The sequence below is a fragment of the Actinoplanes sp. NBC_00393 genome, from assembly GCF_036053395.1.
Lineage (GTDB): Bacteria > Actinomycetota > Actinomycetes > Mycobacteriales > Micromonosporaceae > Actinoplanes.
The window spans coordinates 477,110-493,263 of the sequence record NZ_CP107942.1 but is presented as its reverse complement, the minus strand read 5'-3'; the positions used below and the strand labels follow the sequence as shown (position 1 = coordinate 493,263).

Here is a 16,154-nt window from a genome sequence, read left to right as displayed (position 1 = left end):
ATGCCCCGGCCGACCACGCCCCTGCTGAGCCAGGCCGGCATCCGGGCGGCCGCGCTCGAGATCATCGACTCCGACGGTCTCGACGGACTGAGCATGCGCAAGCTGGCCGCCGCACTGAGTGTGAGCGCCCCCGCGCTGTACTTTCACTACCCCACGAAGGAGCAGCTGCTCGACGACGTGGCCAGCGAGATCATGGAGAAGGTGGACACCGGCGCCTTCTCGCTCGGCTGGCGCGAGGGGCTGCTGGGCTGGGCCCGGTCGTACCGTGCGGCGCTCGCCGAGCATCCGAACATCGTGCCGTTCCTGGCCCGCGGCCCCGGTCAGCGCGACGCCTCGCTGCGCCGGGCGGACGCGATCCACGGCGGCCTGGTCGCCGCGGGCTGGCCGGCCCGGGAGGCGACGATGATCGGCGCCTCGACGAAGTACCTGGTGGTCGGCGCGGCGATGGGCTCGTTCTCCCGCGGGTTCGTCGACGACGTGCAGGTCTACCTGGACCGCTATCCGGCGCTCGGCGACGCGCACCGGCTGCGCGAGCACGCCGACGCGGTGGACCGGGACAGCTTCGAGTTCGCGCTCAGCATGTTCGTCGACGGGCTCGCCGCCCGCCTGCAGGGGATCAGCCCTTCGGGCGCGGCGGGCGCACGGTCAGTCCCGCCCGCACCAGCGACCGGCGCATCTCCTCCAGTCCCGCGGTGAAGTCGCTGCTGTCCTGCTCGCGATAGCGGCGGAAGAACCAGGACGGCACCCGCGGCGCCCGCTTGCGGGTGAGGAAGAGCTGGTCCTGCACCTGCCGCGCCATCAGGGTGAGATCCCGGACCGCGCCCGGCTCGTGCCCGCGGGCCGCCAGCTGCAGGCAGCGCGCCCGGGAGTGCCGCGCGACCCGCTGCCGTTCCGAGAAGACCCCGCGCTGGTCCCGGAAGGTGTCCCAGCCCAGCAGGAACATGCCGAGGGACGGTACGCACCACTGCACCACGAAGTCGGTGATCGTCGAACCCCGGATCATGGCGGACAGCAGGCCGACGATCGCCCAGACGATCATGCCGAAGAGCACCGCGAGGGCGTACCGGCGGCGCACCCGGCCACCCCACGCGAGATTCTGCTGCTGACGGGCCAGCACGTCGAAGGGCCGGGGCAGGTTCGGCATGTCGTAGTGGGCGCCGAGCGCCTGTTCGTCTCCGTGGAACCGGCTGCTGAGCTGGCGTACGTCCTCGGCCGGGACCTCGTCGGCGGCGAGCACACTGTTCCAGCACAGGCCGAAGAACCGGGTCTCGAAGGCCTCCTGGAGCAGCGCGGCCCGGCGCAGCTCCCGGTCGGCCCAGGAGGCCAGTCCCATCGAGTAGGTCAGCGCCCACAACGCCCCGCCGACGGTGACCGCGATGCTCAGCGACTTGACGAAGGGAGTCGAGTTCAGCGAGCCGGCGTAGACCGTGGCCAGGCCGACCGCGGCGAGGGTGGCGGAGATGGCCATGCGCAGGGCGGCGAGGCGGCGGACCCGGGCGTGCGAGACGGTCATCGCCCGGAGCAGGTGACAGAGAGTGGGCTCGAGCTGGCGCTGCCGCACCACAGGTTTGCGGTCAGTCATCGGCGTCACCGCCACGAAAAGCAGGACAGGAAGTCCATTATCCCCAAAAAACAGCTACGTTCATCGATACGTACAGATAACAGCAAAGAACACTGAGCGTGTTGGTTACGATGCGGGCGCACCGGGACCAACACGCTCAGTGTCAGGGCGTCTGCAACGCCTCGGTCGGTGCGAGGCGGGCGGCGCGCACCGCCGGATAGAGCCCGGCGATGCCGCCGATCACCAGGGTCGCGGCCAGGCCGCCGGCGAGGGCCCAGGCGGGGATCACCCAGGGCCACTCCTCGTACGCGGCATAGCCCACGGTCACCGCCGATCCCAGGAGCACTCCCCCGGCTCCACCCAGTGCCGAGAGCAGCAGGGACTCGGCGAGGAACTGGGTGCGGACCTGTCCCCGGGTGGCGCCCAGCGCCCGCCGCAGGCCAATCTCCGGCCGCCGTTCCAGCACCGAGATGACCATCGTGTTCGCCACCCCGACACCACCGACCAGCAGCGCCACCGCGCCGACGCCGAGCAGCAGCCCGGCGAACGCCTGACTGGTGGCCTGCTTGGCGGCGAGCGCGTCGGACGGGCGGGACACGTCCACCTCGTTCGGCGCCTCCGGGTTGGCGGTCGCGGCGAGCAGGTCCCGTACGGTTTCGAGGCGGCTCTCCACCGACCGGGTGTAGACGGTCGTGGCGTGCTCGTCGAAGTCGAGCCAGCGGGCCGCCGCCGGCCAGCCGATCAGAGCCGCGCTGTCCAGTTCGTCGGCGAGGGGCACCGGGTCGAGGATGCCGATCACGGTGCACCGGACGCCGCCGACGACGATCTGGGTGTCCGGCCCGGCCGCGCCGATGCCGAGCCGCTCGGCGGCGGCCGCGCCCAGCACCACGGCCGGGAACGTCTCGGTGGCCGGGTTCAGCCAGACCCCGCTGCGCAGGGTGGCGCCGATCGTGTCGAGCAGGCCGCTGCGGGCGGCGTACGCGACCAGCCCGCCGGTCTGCGCCTCCGGGATGTGCTCGGACCGGTAGACCTTCGCGTCGTCGACCCGGCCGACCGCGGTGACCTCCTGCACCCCGTCGACCCGCTCGATCATCGCCTCGGCCTCGAGGGGCAGTTCGGCCTCCTCGCCGAGGATGGTGTTGCCGGGGCCGACGGTGAGCAGGTTGGTGCCGAGCGCGGACAGGGTGCGGTCCAGCTCGGCGCCGGACGACGAGGAGATGCCGACCACCGCGACCATCGCCGCGATGCCGATGGCGATGCCGAGCGCCGACAGGAACGCCCGCATCGGCCGGGTGCGCAGGCCGACCCCGCCGACCCGGATCACGTCCACGGCCGACAGCCGTGCCGGAACGAGCTCGCTCATCGGATCTTCCCGTCCCGCATCCGCACCTGCCGGGGCAGGCTCGCGGCGATGTCCCGGTCGTGGGTGATCACGACGACTGTGGTGCCGGCCGCGTTCAGCTCGAACAGCAGCTCCATCACCCCGTCCCCGGAGCGCGAGTCGAGTGCCCCGGTCGGCTCGTCGGCGAGCAGCAGCGGCGGTCTCCCGGCCACCGCGCGGGCGATCGCCACCCGCTGCCGCTCGCCGCCGGAGAGCTCGTGCGACTCGTGCCGGACCCGGTGGCCCAGGCCCACCCGGTCCAGTGCCTCGGCTGCCCGGCGCCGCCGCTCGGCCCGGCGGATCCCCAGGTAGAGCAGGCCGTCCGCGACGTTGTCCAGCGCGCTCGTCCCGGCCGCCAGATGGAACTGCTGGAAGACGAAGCCGATCCGGGTGGCCCGCAGAGCGGACAGCTTCCGGTCGGAGAGCCCGGCCACGTCGTGGCCGTCGACGATCACCGTGCCGGAGGTCGGACGGTCCAGGGTGCCGAGGATGTTCAGCATCGTCGACTTGCCGGACCCGGACGGGCCGACGATCGCCACCAGCTCCTGCCGGGAGATCCGCAGGCTCACCCGGTCCAGCGCGGTCACCCCACCCGGGTACGCCTTGCTCACCTCGGTCAACTCGATCACTTCGGCATCCCCACAGTCATGCCCGCGGCCAGGCCGTCCCCGGTGATCTCCACCCGGCCGTCGGCGAACAGCCCCGTCTTCACCGGCACGTGCCGGGTGGCGTCGCCCTCGACGACCTCGACCGCGAAGCCGCCGCCGTCGGCCGCGACCAGTGCCGCGACCGGGACGGTGAGCACGCCCTTGCGCTCGGCGGCGGTGAAGGTCACGTCCACGGCAGCCGTACCGAAACTGGTCTTGATCGCCACCTGCGCCTCGATCTCGGTGGTGGGTTCGGCGTCCTGCCCGGCGCCCGGCTCGATCACGGTGGCCACCTCGGTGACCTTGCCGGTGGCCCGCTTGCCGTCCGGCAGGGTCACCGACGCCGTGGCGCCGACCTCGGCCACCGAAGCGTCCGACACGTCGAGCCGCACGGTGACGACTTTCGTCGTGCCGGTCCAGGTGAGCAGGGCCTGGCCGGGCGCGACCGCGGCGTCCCGCTCGGCGGTCAGGGCGTCGACCCGCACCGCTCCGGACGCGAAGACGACCTGGCCCAGCTCGACCACGCCGCTCTCCGGCAGTCCCATGTCCTCCTGCCACTGTTCGACGGCGTCCGCGGTGGAGCCGGTGTAGTCGTCGTCCACGGTGAAACCGTCGTAGCCGAGCGCCTCCAGGTTCTTCTCCAGCTGGGCGACGTCGCGGCCCTCGTCGCCGGAGCGCATCGGCCGGTACGCGGGGGTCGAGCCGTACATCAGCACGGCCGGTTCGTCGTCGATGCGGTGGAGCGGCTTGCCGCGGGTCACCGTCGCGCCGCTCTCCGGCAGCCAGGTGACGATGCCCTGCCTGCGGGCCGAGGCGGTGCGCGTCGGGCCGTACCCCAGCTCGCCGTCGGCCTCCACGGACTCGCGCAACGTGCCCTTGGTGATCTCCACGGTCGCCGGTGGCAAGCGGCCCCCGGCCGGCTCGTCGCTGCCCGCGCCGGGCCGGGCGACCAGCACAGCTGCCACGCCCGCCGAGGCGACCGCGACCGTCCCGGCGGCGATTTTGAGGGCGCGGCTCACCGTGGCCCCTGCATCTTCGAGGCGCAGGCCTTCTCGGCCGCCTCGAAGTCCGGGTCCCCGCCCGAGCTCTGGTCCAGCCGCACCATGCCACCCTCCGGGTCCGGGAACGACTCGACGCCGTTGTCCCGCATGCACTGCGCGTACGCCCGCATCCGCTCCTCCTGCTGCGGGTCCGGACCGTTGCCGCCGCCGGTCACTCCGGTCGGCGCCCACTCCCGGCAGGCCTCCATGGCCTTCTGCACCGCCGCCTGGTCGGTCCCCGGGCCGAACTTCATCGTGAAACCCTTGCCCGGCTCCGGATCGGGCACGTCGAGGCCCTGTTCGCGCAGGCACTCGGCGAACTTCAGGCTGCGAGCGTGCGGGTCCATGCTCGGCGCCGCGGCCGGTTCCTCCTTCTCCGCCGCACAGCCGGCCAGGGCCAGCAGAATCCCGGCCAGGATCATCAGTCGTCGCATCGGTCTCCCCTTTCGAAGGTCGGGGTCGATCCAACGGGTCGGGCCGTTTCCGCAGCGTTTGCCGATCTGCAAACACCGCGGAAACGGCGGCGCTGGCAGCATGGGCGGATGCGGATCCTGGTGGTGGAGGACGAGCGCGTGCTCGCGGACGCGATCGCCGAGTGGCTGCGCGAGGAGACCCACGCGGTGGACGTCGCCGACGACGGCGCGGCCGCGCTGGAGCGGGTCGCGGTGAACGACTACGACGTGGTGGTGCTGGACCGCGACCTGCCGAAGGTGCACGGCGACGAGGTGTGCCGGCAGATGGTGGCCGGCGGCGCCCAGGCCCGGGTGCTGATGCTGACCGCGGCGGCCGAGGTACGCGACCGGGTGGCCGGCCTCTCGCTCGGCGCCGACGACTACCTGACGAAGCCGTTCGCGCTGCCCGAGCTCGCCGCGCGGGTCCTGGCCCTGGGCCGGCGGACCCGCCCGGGCAGCCCGCCGGTGCTGCGCCAGGCCGGCATCACCCTGGATCCGGCGCGGCGCGAGGTCACCCGGGACGGCCGGTACGTCTCGCTGTCGAAGAAGGAGTTCGCCGTGCTGGCCGAACTGCTGCGGGCCGGCGGGACGGTGGTCTCCGCCGAGCATCTCCTGGAGAAGGCATGGGACGAGCACGTCGACCCGTTCACCGGCGCGGTCCGGCTGACCATCCTGAAACTGCGCCGCAAGCTCGGCGACCCGCAGGTGATCGAGACCCTGCCCGGAGTCGGGTACCGGATCGCATGAGACTCACGCTGCGCCTGCGCCTGACCCTGGTCTACGGCAGCCTCTTCCTGGTCGCCGGGATGCTGCTGCTCGCCGTCAACCTGCTGCTGTTCCGGGAACGCTTCTACCTCGGCATCGCTCCGCCGCCCGGCGCCCGCGACCTGCGGCAGGTGATCGTGAACGGCGACACCGTACTCACCGGCGAAGAGGCCGCGCGATGGCTGGAGGCGCAGCGGGACGCCGTGGTCGCCGCGGCTACCAAGACCCTGCTCGTCCAGGGGTCGCTCGCCCTGCTGCTGGTCGGGATCGCGGCGTTCCTGTCCGGCTGGGTGGTGGCCGGCCGGATGCTCGCCCCGCTGCACCGGGTCACCGCCACCGCCCGGCGGATCTCCGCCGCGCCGGCCGCCGAACGGGGCCTGCGCCGCCGGATCGGCCTGCACGGGCGTGACGACGAGGTGAAGGAGCTGGCCGACACGTTCGACGCGATGGTGGAACGTCTGGAGCACGCCTTCGACGGGCAGCGCCGGTTCGTCGCGAACGCCTCGCACGAGTTGCGTACCCCGCTGACCCTCAACCGCGCTCTGGTCGAGCTGGCCATGCACCGCCGGACCGCGTCCGCCGACGTGGTCCGGCTCGGCGAGGACCTCCTGAAGATCAACACCCGGCACGAGAGGCTGATCGACGGCCTGCTGCTGCTCGCCCGCTCCGAGCAGGAGCTCACCGAGCGTACGCCGCTCGACCTCGCCGACATCGCGGCGCACGTGGCCGAGCAGTCAGCCGATGCCGACATCAAAGTCACCGTGATCGCCGGGCCGGCGCCGGCCGAAGGCGACGCGCTCCTGCTCGAACACCTCGTCCGCAACCTGGTCGAGAACGGCATCCGGCACAACACCGGGCCCGGCGGCTGGGTCCGGGTGGAGACCGGGCCGGGTCCGTCGGTCACCGTGAGCAACACCGGGCCGACCATTCCGGGGTACGAGATACCCGCGCTCTTCGAACCGTTCCGGCGGTTGACGGGCGACCGCGTCACGTCGGAGAAGGGATCCGGGCTGGGGCTGTCGATCGTGCGCTCGGTGGCCCGGGCGCACGGCGGCTCGGTGGACGCTGTCCCACGCGAGGGCGGTGGGCTCGTGGTGACCGTTACGCTGCCGGACGCCAGCCCAGGGCCGGACCCAGATGCACGGCCATATCGGTGAGGATCTGCACGTAGTCGTCGTGTTCGAAGGTGAACGGCAGCGCGAACGCCACCTCGTCGATCTCCCGGAACGCGGCGTGCTCATTCAGCCGCTCCGCGATCTCGGCCGAGGTGCCGACGATGTCCGGGGCGAACATCAGCCGCGCCGGAGTCTGCGGCGTGGCGGTGCGTGGCAGCCTCTTCTCCGCGTACGCCCGGTATTTCGTGACCTGGGCCGGCGTCGCCGAGTCGGTCGGGATGACGACCAGGCCCTGCGACACCCGGGCGCTCTCGCCGTCCGGGTGGTGCGCACGGAACGCCCGGATGTGCGAGAGCTGGACCTGCTCGAAGTCCTCCGACTCCTCGGCCTTCACCACGCTGCTGGTCAGGAAGTTCATCCCGTGCTCGCCGGCCCACTGCGCCGAGCGGAGACTGGCCCCGCCGTACCAGAGGCGGGACGCGAGACCCGGTGAGTGCGGCTGCACGCGGTCGGAGAAGTCCTCGAACCCGACCGTGCCGCGGAAGGCGGTGACCGGCTCACCGCGTACGCATCGCAGCAGCCGCTCGACCCGCGCATAGCTGAAGTCCTCGTCGGTGTCCGGGTAGAGCGCGTCCTTGACCCGCTCGAACTGCATCGGCGGGCCCACGCTCAAGCCCGGGTTGAGCCGCCCGCCGGAGAGAAGGTCCACGGTCGCCCAGTCCTCGGCGAGACGCAGCGGGTTCTCCCAGCCGAGCGGGGTGACCGCGGTGCCCAGCTCGATCCGGCTGGTCCGCTGGGTCGCCGCGGCCAGCACCGCGACCGGCGACGAGATGCCGAACTGCAGGTGCCGGTGACGTAGCCAGGCGCTGTCGAAACCGAGCCGCTCACCCAGCTCGATGATCTCCAGGGTGGACTCGTGGCCGCGGCGCGGATCCGTCTCGTCGAACAGGCCGATCGTGAGAAAACCCAGCTTGCGCAGCATGAATTCACCCTAGCGAAAGATCCTCATATCGCACCGTGTGACACCGGCTACCCTGGTCGGGTGCCGAGCGACCCGTACCCCGTACGCCCGCACTCCCGGACCCGGGCCTACCTGCTGATCCTGATCGCTGTCGCCCTGGTCCTGGCGCTCGGCGCAGCCGTCGCCCTGGCCCGCTCCCGCCAGCCGGAGCGCGCCGCCGCCCCCGGCCCGGTCCCGCCGCCGGCCTCCGCCGCAGCCGTCCCGGGCAGCGCGGCCGCGCCCCTCCCCGCCGCCCCGCCACCGGACGACCTGCCGGTGATCAGCTACTCGGACGGGCCGCGCGGACTGCCCGCCGACCCGGAGGCGAAATCACCGACCGTGCCGACCGAGGCGCTGCGCCCGCACCAGCGGATGGCCCTCTACGACGCGCCGGGCGGCAGACCCCGGGCCTTCCTGCCGCCGCGGATCAGCGGCCTGCCGGTGGTCGCGCCCATCGTGGCCCGCGAGAACGGCTGGGCCGCGGTGCTCGCGCCGTCGGCCAACCAGCGGATCGGTTGGGTGCCGACCGACGGCTGGCGGCCGGAGCCGCTGCGTGACCACCTGCTCGTCGACCTGAGCGAACACCGGCTGACCTGGATCCGCGAGGGTGCCGAACAGCAGAGCTGGACGGTCGCGGTGGGCACGAAACAGACGCCGACGCCGCCGGGCCGCACCTTCGTGATGGGCCGCACCGGTACGCAGGGATCGGTCTACGCCGGCCTGGAAGCCCTGGTGCTCGGCTCGGTCCCGGAGAACCCGGAGGCGCTGGCCGCATCGCTGCGGGGCGCGCACACCGCGATCCACGCCTGGTCACGCAGCAGCGCCTTCGGCAAGAGCGTGTCCAACGGGTGCGTCCGGATGCCACCTTCGGCGCAGCGCATCCTGCTCAAGCAGATCGACCCGGGCACGCCGGTCCTGGTCGCAGCCTGATCTCCCGGACCTTCCTCAGGCCTTTATCAGCATGCCGCCGCGGCAGCCGAGCCGCAGCAGCCGGGCCGACCGCGGCCGGACACCGCCGCCAACTGCGCAGCGCGCTGCCGGGCCGGCGCCCGTACCGCCGTTGCCGCTGCGCTCGGTGGCACACCGCAGCGTGACCCGCTGCAGCGGCGCCGCAACGCGCGCACGCGGCGCCGGCGTCGTCGCCCGCAACAACTCCCGTCGCACCTCGTCCAGCAGCTCCGGCATCGGCAGCCCGAGGGCCCGGCAGATCGCCGCCAGCACCTCCGACGAGGCCTCCTTGGTGCCGCGCTCCACCTCGGAGAGGTAGGGCAGCGAAACCCCCGCCGCCTCGGCGACGTCCCGCAGGGTCCGGCCCTGGTGCTGGCGTACCCGCCGCAGAACCGCCCCGATCACCCGGCGTAGTAATGGCATGCCCGTCTCCTCCGCATCCGCTCCGGGCCCCATCATCACCCGTGATGGCCATGCACGGCCATCCGGTGCTACCGTTGGCGCAACCGGATCCCGGATGCCGGCGTTCCTCGCCACCCGGAGATCCACCTTCCATCAAGCCGCCGGACGGCTTTTCCGCAGGCACGCGCGCTTGCTTTCACCGCCCCGCTTGCTTTGCACGCCCGCTTCGAGCCCGCGCTTCGCAGGCACGTTTCGCAGGCACCGATCCGGCTCCGCCGCGTATCCACGCCCGGGCTCCGCCTGGCGGCACCCCACCCTCCCAAGGAGAAACACCGTGACCGATGTAGTCACCCGTACCCCGAAAAAGCGCAACCCGCCCACCGAACCTCTCGCCGTCGACGCCCTTCTCGATGTCGTCGGCGACCGCGCCTGGCTACGCGCCGACGGCTACCTGCCGTCCCGCGCCGACATCCCGGTCGCGCTGAGCGAACTCCGCCGTCTCGGCCTGCGCCGCGGCGACCGGGTCACCGGTTTCGCCGAGATCTCCGGCAACCGCCCGGCCCGCCTGCAGATCGAACCCCCGGGCCCACGCCCCGGCTTCTACCAGCTCACCCCGCTGCACCCGCACGAACGGCTGCGCCTGGAGACCGAGCCGCACCTGCTGACCACCCGCGTCATGGACCTGGTCATGCCGATCGGCAAGGGCCAGCGGGCACTGATCGTCGCCCCGCCGAAAGCCGGCAAGACCACCGTCCTGCAGCAGATCGCCGGCGCTATCGCCCGCAACCACCCCGAGTGCCACCTGATGACCGTCCTCGTCGACGAACGCCCCGAAGAAGTCACCGACATGCGCCGCACGGTAAGCGGCGAGGTGATCGCGGCGACCTTCGACCGGGCGCCGCAGGACCACACCGCGGTCGCCGAACTCGCCGTGGAACGCGCCAAACGCCTCGTCGAGCAGGGCCGGGACGTGGTTCTGCTGCTCGACTCGATCACCCGGCTGGGGCGGGCGTACAACCTGGCCGCGCCGGGCCGTGGGCGTACCCTCTCCGGCGGCCTCGACTCCACCGCGCTGCACCCGCCCAAGCAGCTGCTCGGCGCCGCCCGCGCGCTGGAGAGCGGCGGCTCGCTCACCATCATCGCCACCGCGCTGGTGGAGAACGGCTCCGCGATGGACACGCTGATCTTCGAGGAGTTCAAGAGCACCGGCAACGCCGAACTCAAGCTGGACCGTTCGCTCGCCGAGGCGCGGATCTTCCCGGCGATCGACGTGACCGCCACCGGAACCCGGCACGACGAGGTGCTGCTGGCGCCCGCCGAGCTGGCGATCGCCGGTCAGGTGCGGCGCGCGCTGGCCGGTCAGGAACGGCGCGACGGCATGGAGCAGCTACTCAAGCAACTGCGCACCACCCCCGACAACGCAGCCTTCCTGCGCCGGATCGCGGCCTCTATGGCGTACGCCTAAAGCATCCTCTCCCGGGCGATGCGCTCGACCTCGTGCTTGGCCTCGGCGAGCCCCACCCCGGTCTGCTCCCGATATGCCTTGATCGCCTGGATCTTGTTGCCCTGCTCGAGATGCCGCACCACGTCCGGCTGATGTTCGCCCCGCGGCTCGGCGATCCCCAGGTGCTTCATCACCGCGTCGAGTTTGCGCTCGATCGCCGCCAGCCGCCCGCTGATCCGCGCCTGCTCCCGGGCGCGTGCGCCGCTGAACAGCATGAACAGGCCGAGGACCAGGACACCGAAAAGCACCAGGGTGAGGTCGTCCATCCGGTCATCGTCACACACTGCGGCCACCGGCCGTAACCGCGCACCGATAGGCTCGGGGCATGGCGGATGAGGCCGCGGTCCGGGAGTTGCTCGCCGCGATTCCGGCGGGTTGCACCTGGCTGCTGCCGGTGCACGACCAGGCCGGCGAGGTGGTGGATTTCCGCATCGCCGCGACCAGCGACCAGATCCGCGACATCTACGGGCGCGGTTCGCAGCGGGTCGACGGGCGGATCAGCGAGCTCTACCCGTCCATGGTGGGCGGTCCGCTCTGGAATCTTTACGGCGAGGTGCTGCGCACCGGCGTGCCCGGCAACATGGACGAGTTTCGGTACGAGGAGAAGCAGTCCGGTGTCGTCGCCGAGTCCCGCTTCGAGATCAGCGTGCACCGGGTCCTCGGTGGCCTGCTGGTCTGGTGGCAGCGGATGGACGAGCACCAGCGCCGCCTCGAGCACACCGAACTGCTCGGCAGCCTCGGCTGGTCGGAGTACGACCTGGTCAGCGGCCGCAGCGACTGGTCCCCGGGGATGTACCGGATCTTCGCCCGTCTCCCGGCCGACGGCCCGCTGTCCCGCGCCGACCAGGGCCGGGCGATGCTGCCGGAGGACCGCGCCATCGCCGAGGTGGCCTGGCAGACCCTGGACAGCGGCGCCACCTCGGACGTCACCGTCCGGTTCCGGATCGGCGAGACCGTCAAACACCTGCGCATCCTGTCCGACGTGGCCCGCGACGCGTCCGGCAGACCGGTGAAGGTCTACGCCGTCGTGCAGGACGTGACCGCGCGGGTCGACTCGCGTACCGAGATCGAAACCCTCAGCGACAAACTGCGCACCCGGGAGATCACCGCGCTGGCCGAGCACCGCCTGGCCGGCCAGCTGCAGAACATGATCCAGCCGGTGCCGACCGCCCCGTTCGCCCTCGACGGCCTGGAGGCGATGGTCAGCTACCTGCCCGCGGAGAGCGCCGTCCAGGTCGGCGGCGACTGGTACCACGCCCAGACCCTCCCCGACGGCCTGGTCGCCCTGGCCATCGGCGACGTCGCCGGCCACGGCCTGGAAGCCGCCAGCGGCATGGCCCACCTGCGGTTCGCCCTGGTCGCCTGGCTGTCCATCGGCATCCGCGAGCCCGGCGTGCTGCTGCGCCACATGAACCGGCTCTGCGCCCAGCTCGGCATCACCGGCACCGCGCTGGTCGCCGTCTACGACCCGCGCACCCGCACCCTGCCGTGGGCCCGCGCCGGCCACATGGCCCCGCTGCTGGCCCGCTTGGGCGAGAGCACCGAACTCGACCGCCCACCCGGCCTGCTGCTCGGCGCCGAACCCGAGGCCGACTTCCCGGTCGCCAACGCCCACCTGGAACCCGGCGACCTCATCCTCTTCTACACCGACGGCCTGGTCGAACGCCGCACCGGCGACATGGCCGGCCGCGCCGCCGAGGTTCGCAGCCACCTCTCGGCCGTCTCCGTCGAACCCGGCACCGATCCGCTGCCGCGAATCCACCGCCTCTTGCACGCCCCCAGCCCCGACGACGACACGTGCACGCTGGTGGTCCGGGTGACCCCATAACCACTCCGGGGTACGAACATCCCCGCCCCACCCCGCCCACCCCACCCCGCCGCGCCACGCCCCGCCACGCCACGTCATCCGCCAGACTCCGCCGCACCACCGGCCAGGCCCGCACCGCAGGCACCCGCCAGGCCCGCACCGCAGGCACCCGCCAGGGCCGCACCGCACCCGCCTGCCAGGCTCGCACTGCATCCACTCGCCAGGGCCGCACCGCACCCGCCTGCCAGGCAAGCCCCACCGCGCCGCCACGCTGACACCGCCCCCGCTATCCCCGACCCCCTCAGCCCACCGCAAGGCCAAGGGATCCGTGACCGGCCCTCACCCCGACACTGGTGGCATGGCCAAAGGCGGGCGGCCGCCCACGCCAGCCCAGCAGGCATAGGCCCACACCCTCGTCTGCCGCGCTCGCCAGACCGCTTCCGCCCATGACCGGCTGGTTAACAAGGTTGTTTGAGCCGCTCTCAAACAGCCCTGTCAACCAGCCGCACTCCGGAGCCCCGCCGACCCCGGCCACGGAAGCACCCGGTCACCGCAACAACGCCCGTCCCGCCCGGCAGCCAATGACGTTGCGTGGCCGACCGCCACGCAGGCTGCTGGTGCGATCTTGGGCGATAACCCACACCCCGGGGTGCACGGAAGCCCAAGATCGCAGCAGCAACGGATCTTGGGGGCGGAAATATAGCCGGCGCGGTTTCAGGCGGCGCTGAGCAGGAGCACACCAGCGAAGCGGCGCGAACGAGACACGCAAACCCAAAGCAGCGCGAACGAGACACGCAAAGCCCAAAGCAGCGCAGAACCAGGCATGCAAGAGCAAAAGCAGCGCGGCTCAAGATTGCGAGGTTCGGGGCCCGCGGTAACGGCCAGCCCCCGTACCGGGAATCAGAGGTTGAGGCAGATCCGCACCAACGTGCCCCCCGGCACCGTCCAGGTGTAGACCGAGTCGCAGACCCGTTCGACGATGGCGAGCCCACGCCCGCGGATAGCCTCAGCGGACGGCATGGCACGCCCGAAAGGCCGGTCCGGCCCACCGTCGACGACGTCGCAGACGAGCCGCCCGTTCTCCGCCCAGACCCGGATGTGCCCACCGCCCTCGGTGTGCTGCAGCGTGTTGGTGGTCAGCTCGCTGACCGCCAGGGTGAGCACGCCCACCCGGCCGGCGGGCAGGCCGAGGGCGAGGGCGCGTTCGGTGACGAAGGCCCGGACTGCCCGGAGGTCGTCCGGCTCCGAATACGACATCCCGTCGTCGGCGGGCTCAGGCATGGCGGCGGTCTTCGGCCGGAGCGCGCAGGAGGGCGTCGAGGCCGGTGAGTTCGAGGACGGCGGCGACCGGGCCGGTCGCGTTGACGACGTAGACGCGGGCGTTGCGGTTCTTGGCGGCGTGGTGGGCGGTAATCAGGCCGTGCACCCCGCTGGAGTCGAGGAAGGTGAGCCGGGCGAGGTCGACGAAGACGGCGTTGGTCCGTTGGAGCGCGTCGAGCAGGACGGCGGTGAGGTGCTCGCGGGCCGAAAGGTCACACTCGCCGGCGAGGGACACCGTGATCCGGTCTGGCCCGGCAGCGGTCCGCGCCTCGAAGTTCGCCATCGACTGCCGTGCCTTTCCCTGCGGTGACGGCCTGCCCGGCCCATCATGTCATCCGCCGCGCCGGAGCGCTCCTACCCATACGGGAACGGCGTCGACCAGCCCGGCGATCGCCTCGGCCAGCCTGTCGAGGCCGTCGGTGGGTTCGCCGCCCGGCTCGAGCATGTACTGGTCGCGACGGATCTCGATCATCAGCGCGGAGACCTCGGCGGTCACCCCGAGATGCTTCAGCGGCACGTAGGCGCCGGCGAACGGACTGTCCAGCCCGGCGCCGGGGAAGGCGGCCCGGGCGGCCGAGAGGAGCCAGTCGGGGGTGTGCCCGGCCAGCGTGCCGAGGCAGATCGGTGGTCGCGGCCCGTCACCGTGCAGCTCGTAGGGCAGCGCGGCGGTCGGATAGGAGTGCACGTCCAGGATCACCGCACGGCCGGCGCCGGCCAGAACCGAGTCGACCAGCGTGGACATCGCTTCCGCGTACGGAAAGAAGTGCTCTTTCATCAGCACCGCGTCGCGTGCCGGATCAGCCTCGCGCAACCGTCGCCCGGCGTAGCCGTGGGTGTAGACCGGCCCCATGCCCACCGCGAGCATCTCCTCGGTCTCGTCCGGGAACCGCTCCGGATCGACGACCAGCCGGGACAACCGGTTCACCAGCATCCATGGTCGCCGCACGGCGGCCGCGGCCGCCCGTGAAGCGATCACGTCGGTGTACGCATCGGTCAGATGGTCTAGCTCCGCACCGAGCGCCGCCGAGTCCAGGATCAGGCCGGACTCGGCGAGCGCCCGTGAGGCGTGCGGAACGTGCAGGATGACCGGCGAACCGGCATCCCCGGGAATCACTTCGAACGCCACGCCCCGGAAACTACTCCCGGGGTCCGACAGAATCAGGAAGCCAGCGCCGAGCAGCAGGTGTCGATGATCAGGCGGGTGACCACGTACGGGTCGACGTTGGCGTTCGGGCGGCGGTCCTCGATGTAACCCTTGCCGTCCTTCTCCACCTGCCACGGGATACGCACCGACGCGCCCCGGTCGGAGACGCCGTAGCTGTACTCGGTCCACGGGGCGGTCTCGTGCAGGCCGGTGAGCCGGTGCTCGATGTCCGCGCCGTAGCCGTCGACGTGCTCCTGGCGCTTCTTGCCGAGCGCCTCACACGCCGTGATGATCGCGTCGTAGCCGGAGCGCATCGCGTTGGTGGAGAAGTTGGTGTGCGCGCCGGCGCCGTTCCAGTCGCCCTTGACCGGCTTCGGGTCGAGGGTGGCGGAGATGCCGTAGTCCTCGGCGATGCGGTAGAGCAGCCAGCGGGCGACCCAGAGCTCGTCGGCGACCTGCGGCGCGCCGACCGGGCCGATCTGGAACTCCCACTGACCCGGCATGACCTCGGCGTTGATGCCGGACAGGTGCAGGCCGGCCTCGAGGCAGGCGTCCATGTGCGCCTCGACGATCTCGCGGCCGAAGACCTCGTCCGCGCCGACGCCGCAGTAGTAGCCGCCCTGCGGGGCCGGGTAGCCGCCGCCGACCGGGAAGCCGAGCGGGCGGCCGTCCTTGAAGAAGGTGTACTCCTGCTCGATGCCGAAGATCGGCTCCTGGTCGCCGTACTTGGCGGCGGTCTCGGCGCAGAGGGCACGCGTGTTGGTCGGGTGCGGGGTGCCGTCGATCAGCAGCACCTCGCAGAGCACGATGATGTTGTTGCCCCCACGGATGGGGTCCGGACAGGTGAAGACCGGCTGGAGCACACAGTCCGACTTGTCACCGGGCGCCTGGTTGGTGCTGGAGCCGTCGAAGCCCCACACCGGCGGCTCGGCGCCCTCAGCCAGGATCTTGGTCTTGGACCGCAGCTTCGCGGTCGGCTGGGTGCCGTCGATCCACAGGTATTCGGCCTTGATAGCCACGGAGAGTCTCCTCGTAAGCGAGTCATGAGCGAGCGGGTCGAGCGCGAGG

At 71.8% G+C, this 16,154-nt stretch carries 17 protein-coding genes and 1 pseudogene; 6 read left to right on the top strand and 12 right to left on the bottom strand.

Translation table 11 applies throughout. The features are described 5' to 3' along the window. Window positions 1-696 (top strand): TetR/AcrR family transcriptional regulator, encoded by a 696-nt coding sequence (locus OHA21_RS02240; RefSeq protein ID WP_328469589.1) that lies wholly within the window; start codon window positions 1-3, stop codon window positions 694-696. On the opposite strand, the gene OHA21_RS02235 is transcribed toward OHA21_RS02240, so the two are convergent. The 5 genes from OHA21_RS02235 to OHA21_RS02215 all read right to left on the bottom strand — a co-directional run bounded on the left by OHA21_RS02235 (window position 617) and on the right by OHA21_RS02215 (window position 5,063). Further along, window positions 617-1,582 (bottom strand): S-4TM family putative pore-forming effector, encoded by a 966-nt coding sequence (locus OHA21_RS02235; protein ID WP_328469587.1) that lies wholly within the window; start codon window positions 1,580-1,582, stop codon window positions 617-619. The genes OHA21_RS02240 and OHA21_RS02235 overlap by 80 nt on opposite strands. Window positions 1,583-1,724: 142 nt before the next feature. After that, entirely contained in the window at window positions 1,725-2,924 is a 1,200-nt protein-coding gene (locus tag OHA21_RS02230; protein WP_328469585.1) for an ABC transporter permease, read from the bottom strand. After that, window positions 2,921-3,571: an ABC transporter ATP-binding protein gene (locus OHA21_RS02225; RefSeq protein WP_328469583.1), complete on the bottom strand. Its 651-nt coding sequence runs from the start codon at window positions 3,569-3,571 to the stop codon at window positions 2,921-2,923. Before OHA21_RS02225 ends, OHA21_RS02230 begins: the two co-directional genes overlap by 4 nt. Continuing rightward, entirely contained in the window at window positions 3,568-4,608 is a 1,041-nt protein-coding gene (locus OHA21_RS02220) for an efflux RND transporter periplasmic adaptor subunit (RefSeq protein WP_328469581.1), read from the bottom strand. Before OHA21_RS02220 ends, OHA21_RS02225 begins: the two co-directional genes overlap by 4 nt. Further along, window positions 4,605-5,063 (bottom strand): hypothetical protein, encoded by a 459-nt coding sequence (locus tag OHA21_RS02215; protein WP_328469580.1) that lies wholly within the window; start codon window positions 5,061-5,063, stop codon window positions 4,605-4,607. The genes OHA21_RS02220 and OHA21_RS02215 overlap by 4 nt, the downstream gene beginning before the upstream one ends. Before the next feature lie 108 nt (window positions 5,064-5,171). Here OHA21_RS02215 and OHA21_RS02210 point away from each other — a divergent pair, with 108 nt between their 5' ends. Together OHA21_RS02210 and OHA21_RS02205 are read left to right on the top strand one after the other, a co-directional pair. Then, a complete protein-coding gene (locus tag OHA21_RS02210) occupies window positions 5,172-5,828 on the top strand; it encodes a response regulator transcription factor (RefSeq protein WP_328469578.1) in 657 nt (218 codons plus the stop codon). After that, window positions 5,825-7,003 (top strand): sensor histidine kinase, encoded by a 1,179-nt coding sequence (locus OHA21_RS02205; RefSeq protein WP_328469576.1) that lies wholly within the window; start codon window positions 5,825-5,827, stop codon window positions 7,001-7,003. The genes OHA21_RS02210 and OHA21_RS02205 overlap by 4 nt, the downstream gene beginning before the upstream one ends. Here the strand turns inward: OHA21_RS02205 and OHA21_RS02200 are convergent. Continuing rightward, the gene (locus OHA21_RS02200) at window positions 6,948-7,943 is read right to left on the bottom strand and encodes an LLM class flavin-dependent oxidoreductase (protein ID WP_328469574.1); all 996 of its coding nucleotides are present in this window, start codon (window positions 7,941-7,943) and stop codon (window positions 6,948-6,950) included. The genes OHA21_RS02205 and OHA21_RS02200 overlap by 56 nt on opposite strands. 60 nt (window positions 7,944-8,003) lie before the next feature. Between OHA21_RS02200 and OHA21_RS02195 the strand changes: the two genes are divergently transcribed. Continuing rightward, window positions 8,004-8,891, top strand: coding sequence for a L,D-transpeptidase (locus OHA21_RS02195; RefSeq protein WP_328469572.1), 888 nt, complete (start codon window positions 8,004-8,006; stop codon window positions 8,889-8,891). Window positions 8,892-9,100: 209 nt separating this feature from the next. On the opposite strand, the pseudogene OHA21_RS02190 reads toward OHA21_RS02195, so the two are convergent. Beyond that, a pseudogene (locus OHA21_RS02190) lies at window positions 9,101-9,332 on the bottom strand (helix-turn-helix domain-containing protein); the annotation flags it as partial. A gap of 313 nt (window positions 9,333-9,645) precedes the next feature. On the opposite strand from OHA21_RS02190, the gene rho reads away from it, so the two are divergent. Next, window positions 9,646-10,776 (top strand): transcription termination factor Rho, encoded by a 1,131-nt coding sequence (gene rho, locus OHA21_RS02185; protein ID WP_328469570.1) that lies wholly within the window; start codon window positions 9,646-9,648, stop codon window positions 10,774-10,776. On the opposite strand, the gene OHA21_RS02180 is transcribed toward rho, so the two are convergent. Then, complete coding sequence (locus tag OHA21_RS02180; RefSeq protein WP_328469568.1) at window positions 10,773-11,081, bottom strand: ribosomal protein L7/L12; 309 nt, start codon at window positions 11,079-11,081, stop codon at window positions 10,773-10,775. The two genes, rho and OHA21_RS02180, sit on opposite strands and share 4 nt — an antisense overlap. A gap of 59 nt (window positions 11,082-11,140) precedes the next feature. Between OHA21_RS02180 and OHA21_RS02175 the strand changes: the two genes are divergently transcribed. Then, on the top strand, window positions 11,141-12,643 hold the full coding sequence (locus tag OHA21_RS02175; RefSeq protein WP_328469566.1) for a PP2C family protein-serine/threonine phosphatase: 1,503 nt from the start codon (window positions 11,141-11,143) through the stop codon (window positions 12,641-12,643). A gap of 879 nt (window positions 12,644-13,522) precedes the next feature. Here the strand turns inward: OHA21_RS02175 and OHA21_RS02170 are convergent. Genes OHA21_RS02170 through glnII form a run of 4 tightly spaced genes read right to left on the bottom strand, consistent with a single transcriptional unit; the run spans window position 13,523 to window position 16,105 of the window. Then, complete coding sequence (locus tag OHA21_RS02170; protein WP_328469564.1) at window positions 13,523-13,903, bottom strand: ATP-binding protein; 381 nt, start codon at window positions 13,901-13,903, stop codon at window positions 13,523-13,525. Further along, window positions 13,896-14,225: an STAS domain-containing protein gene (locus OHA21_RS02165; RefSeq protein ID WP_328469562.1), complete on the bottom strand. Its 330-nt coding sequence runs from the start codon at window positions 14,223-14,225 to the stop codon at window positions 13,896-13,898. Before OHA21_RS02165 ends, OHA21_RS02170 begins: the two co-directional genes overlap by 8 nt. Window positions 14,226-14,273: 48 nt before the next feature. Continuing rightward, window positions 14,274-15,068, bottom strand: a complete 795-nt coding sequence (locus OHA21_RS02160) for an N-formylglutamate amidohydrolase (RefSeq protein WP_328469560.1) — start codon at window positions 15,066-15,068, stop codon at window positions 14,274-14,276. Between the two features lie 32 nt (window positions 15,069-15,100). Continuing rightward, window positions 15,101-16,105: a glutamine synthetase gene (gene glnII / locus OHA21_RS02155; RefSeq protein ID WP_328469558.1), complete on the bottom strand. Its 1,005-nt coding sequence runs from the start codon at window positions 16,103-16,105 to the stop codon at window positions 15,101-15,103. Window positions 16,106-16,154: the final 49 nt, after the last annotated feature.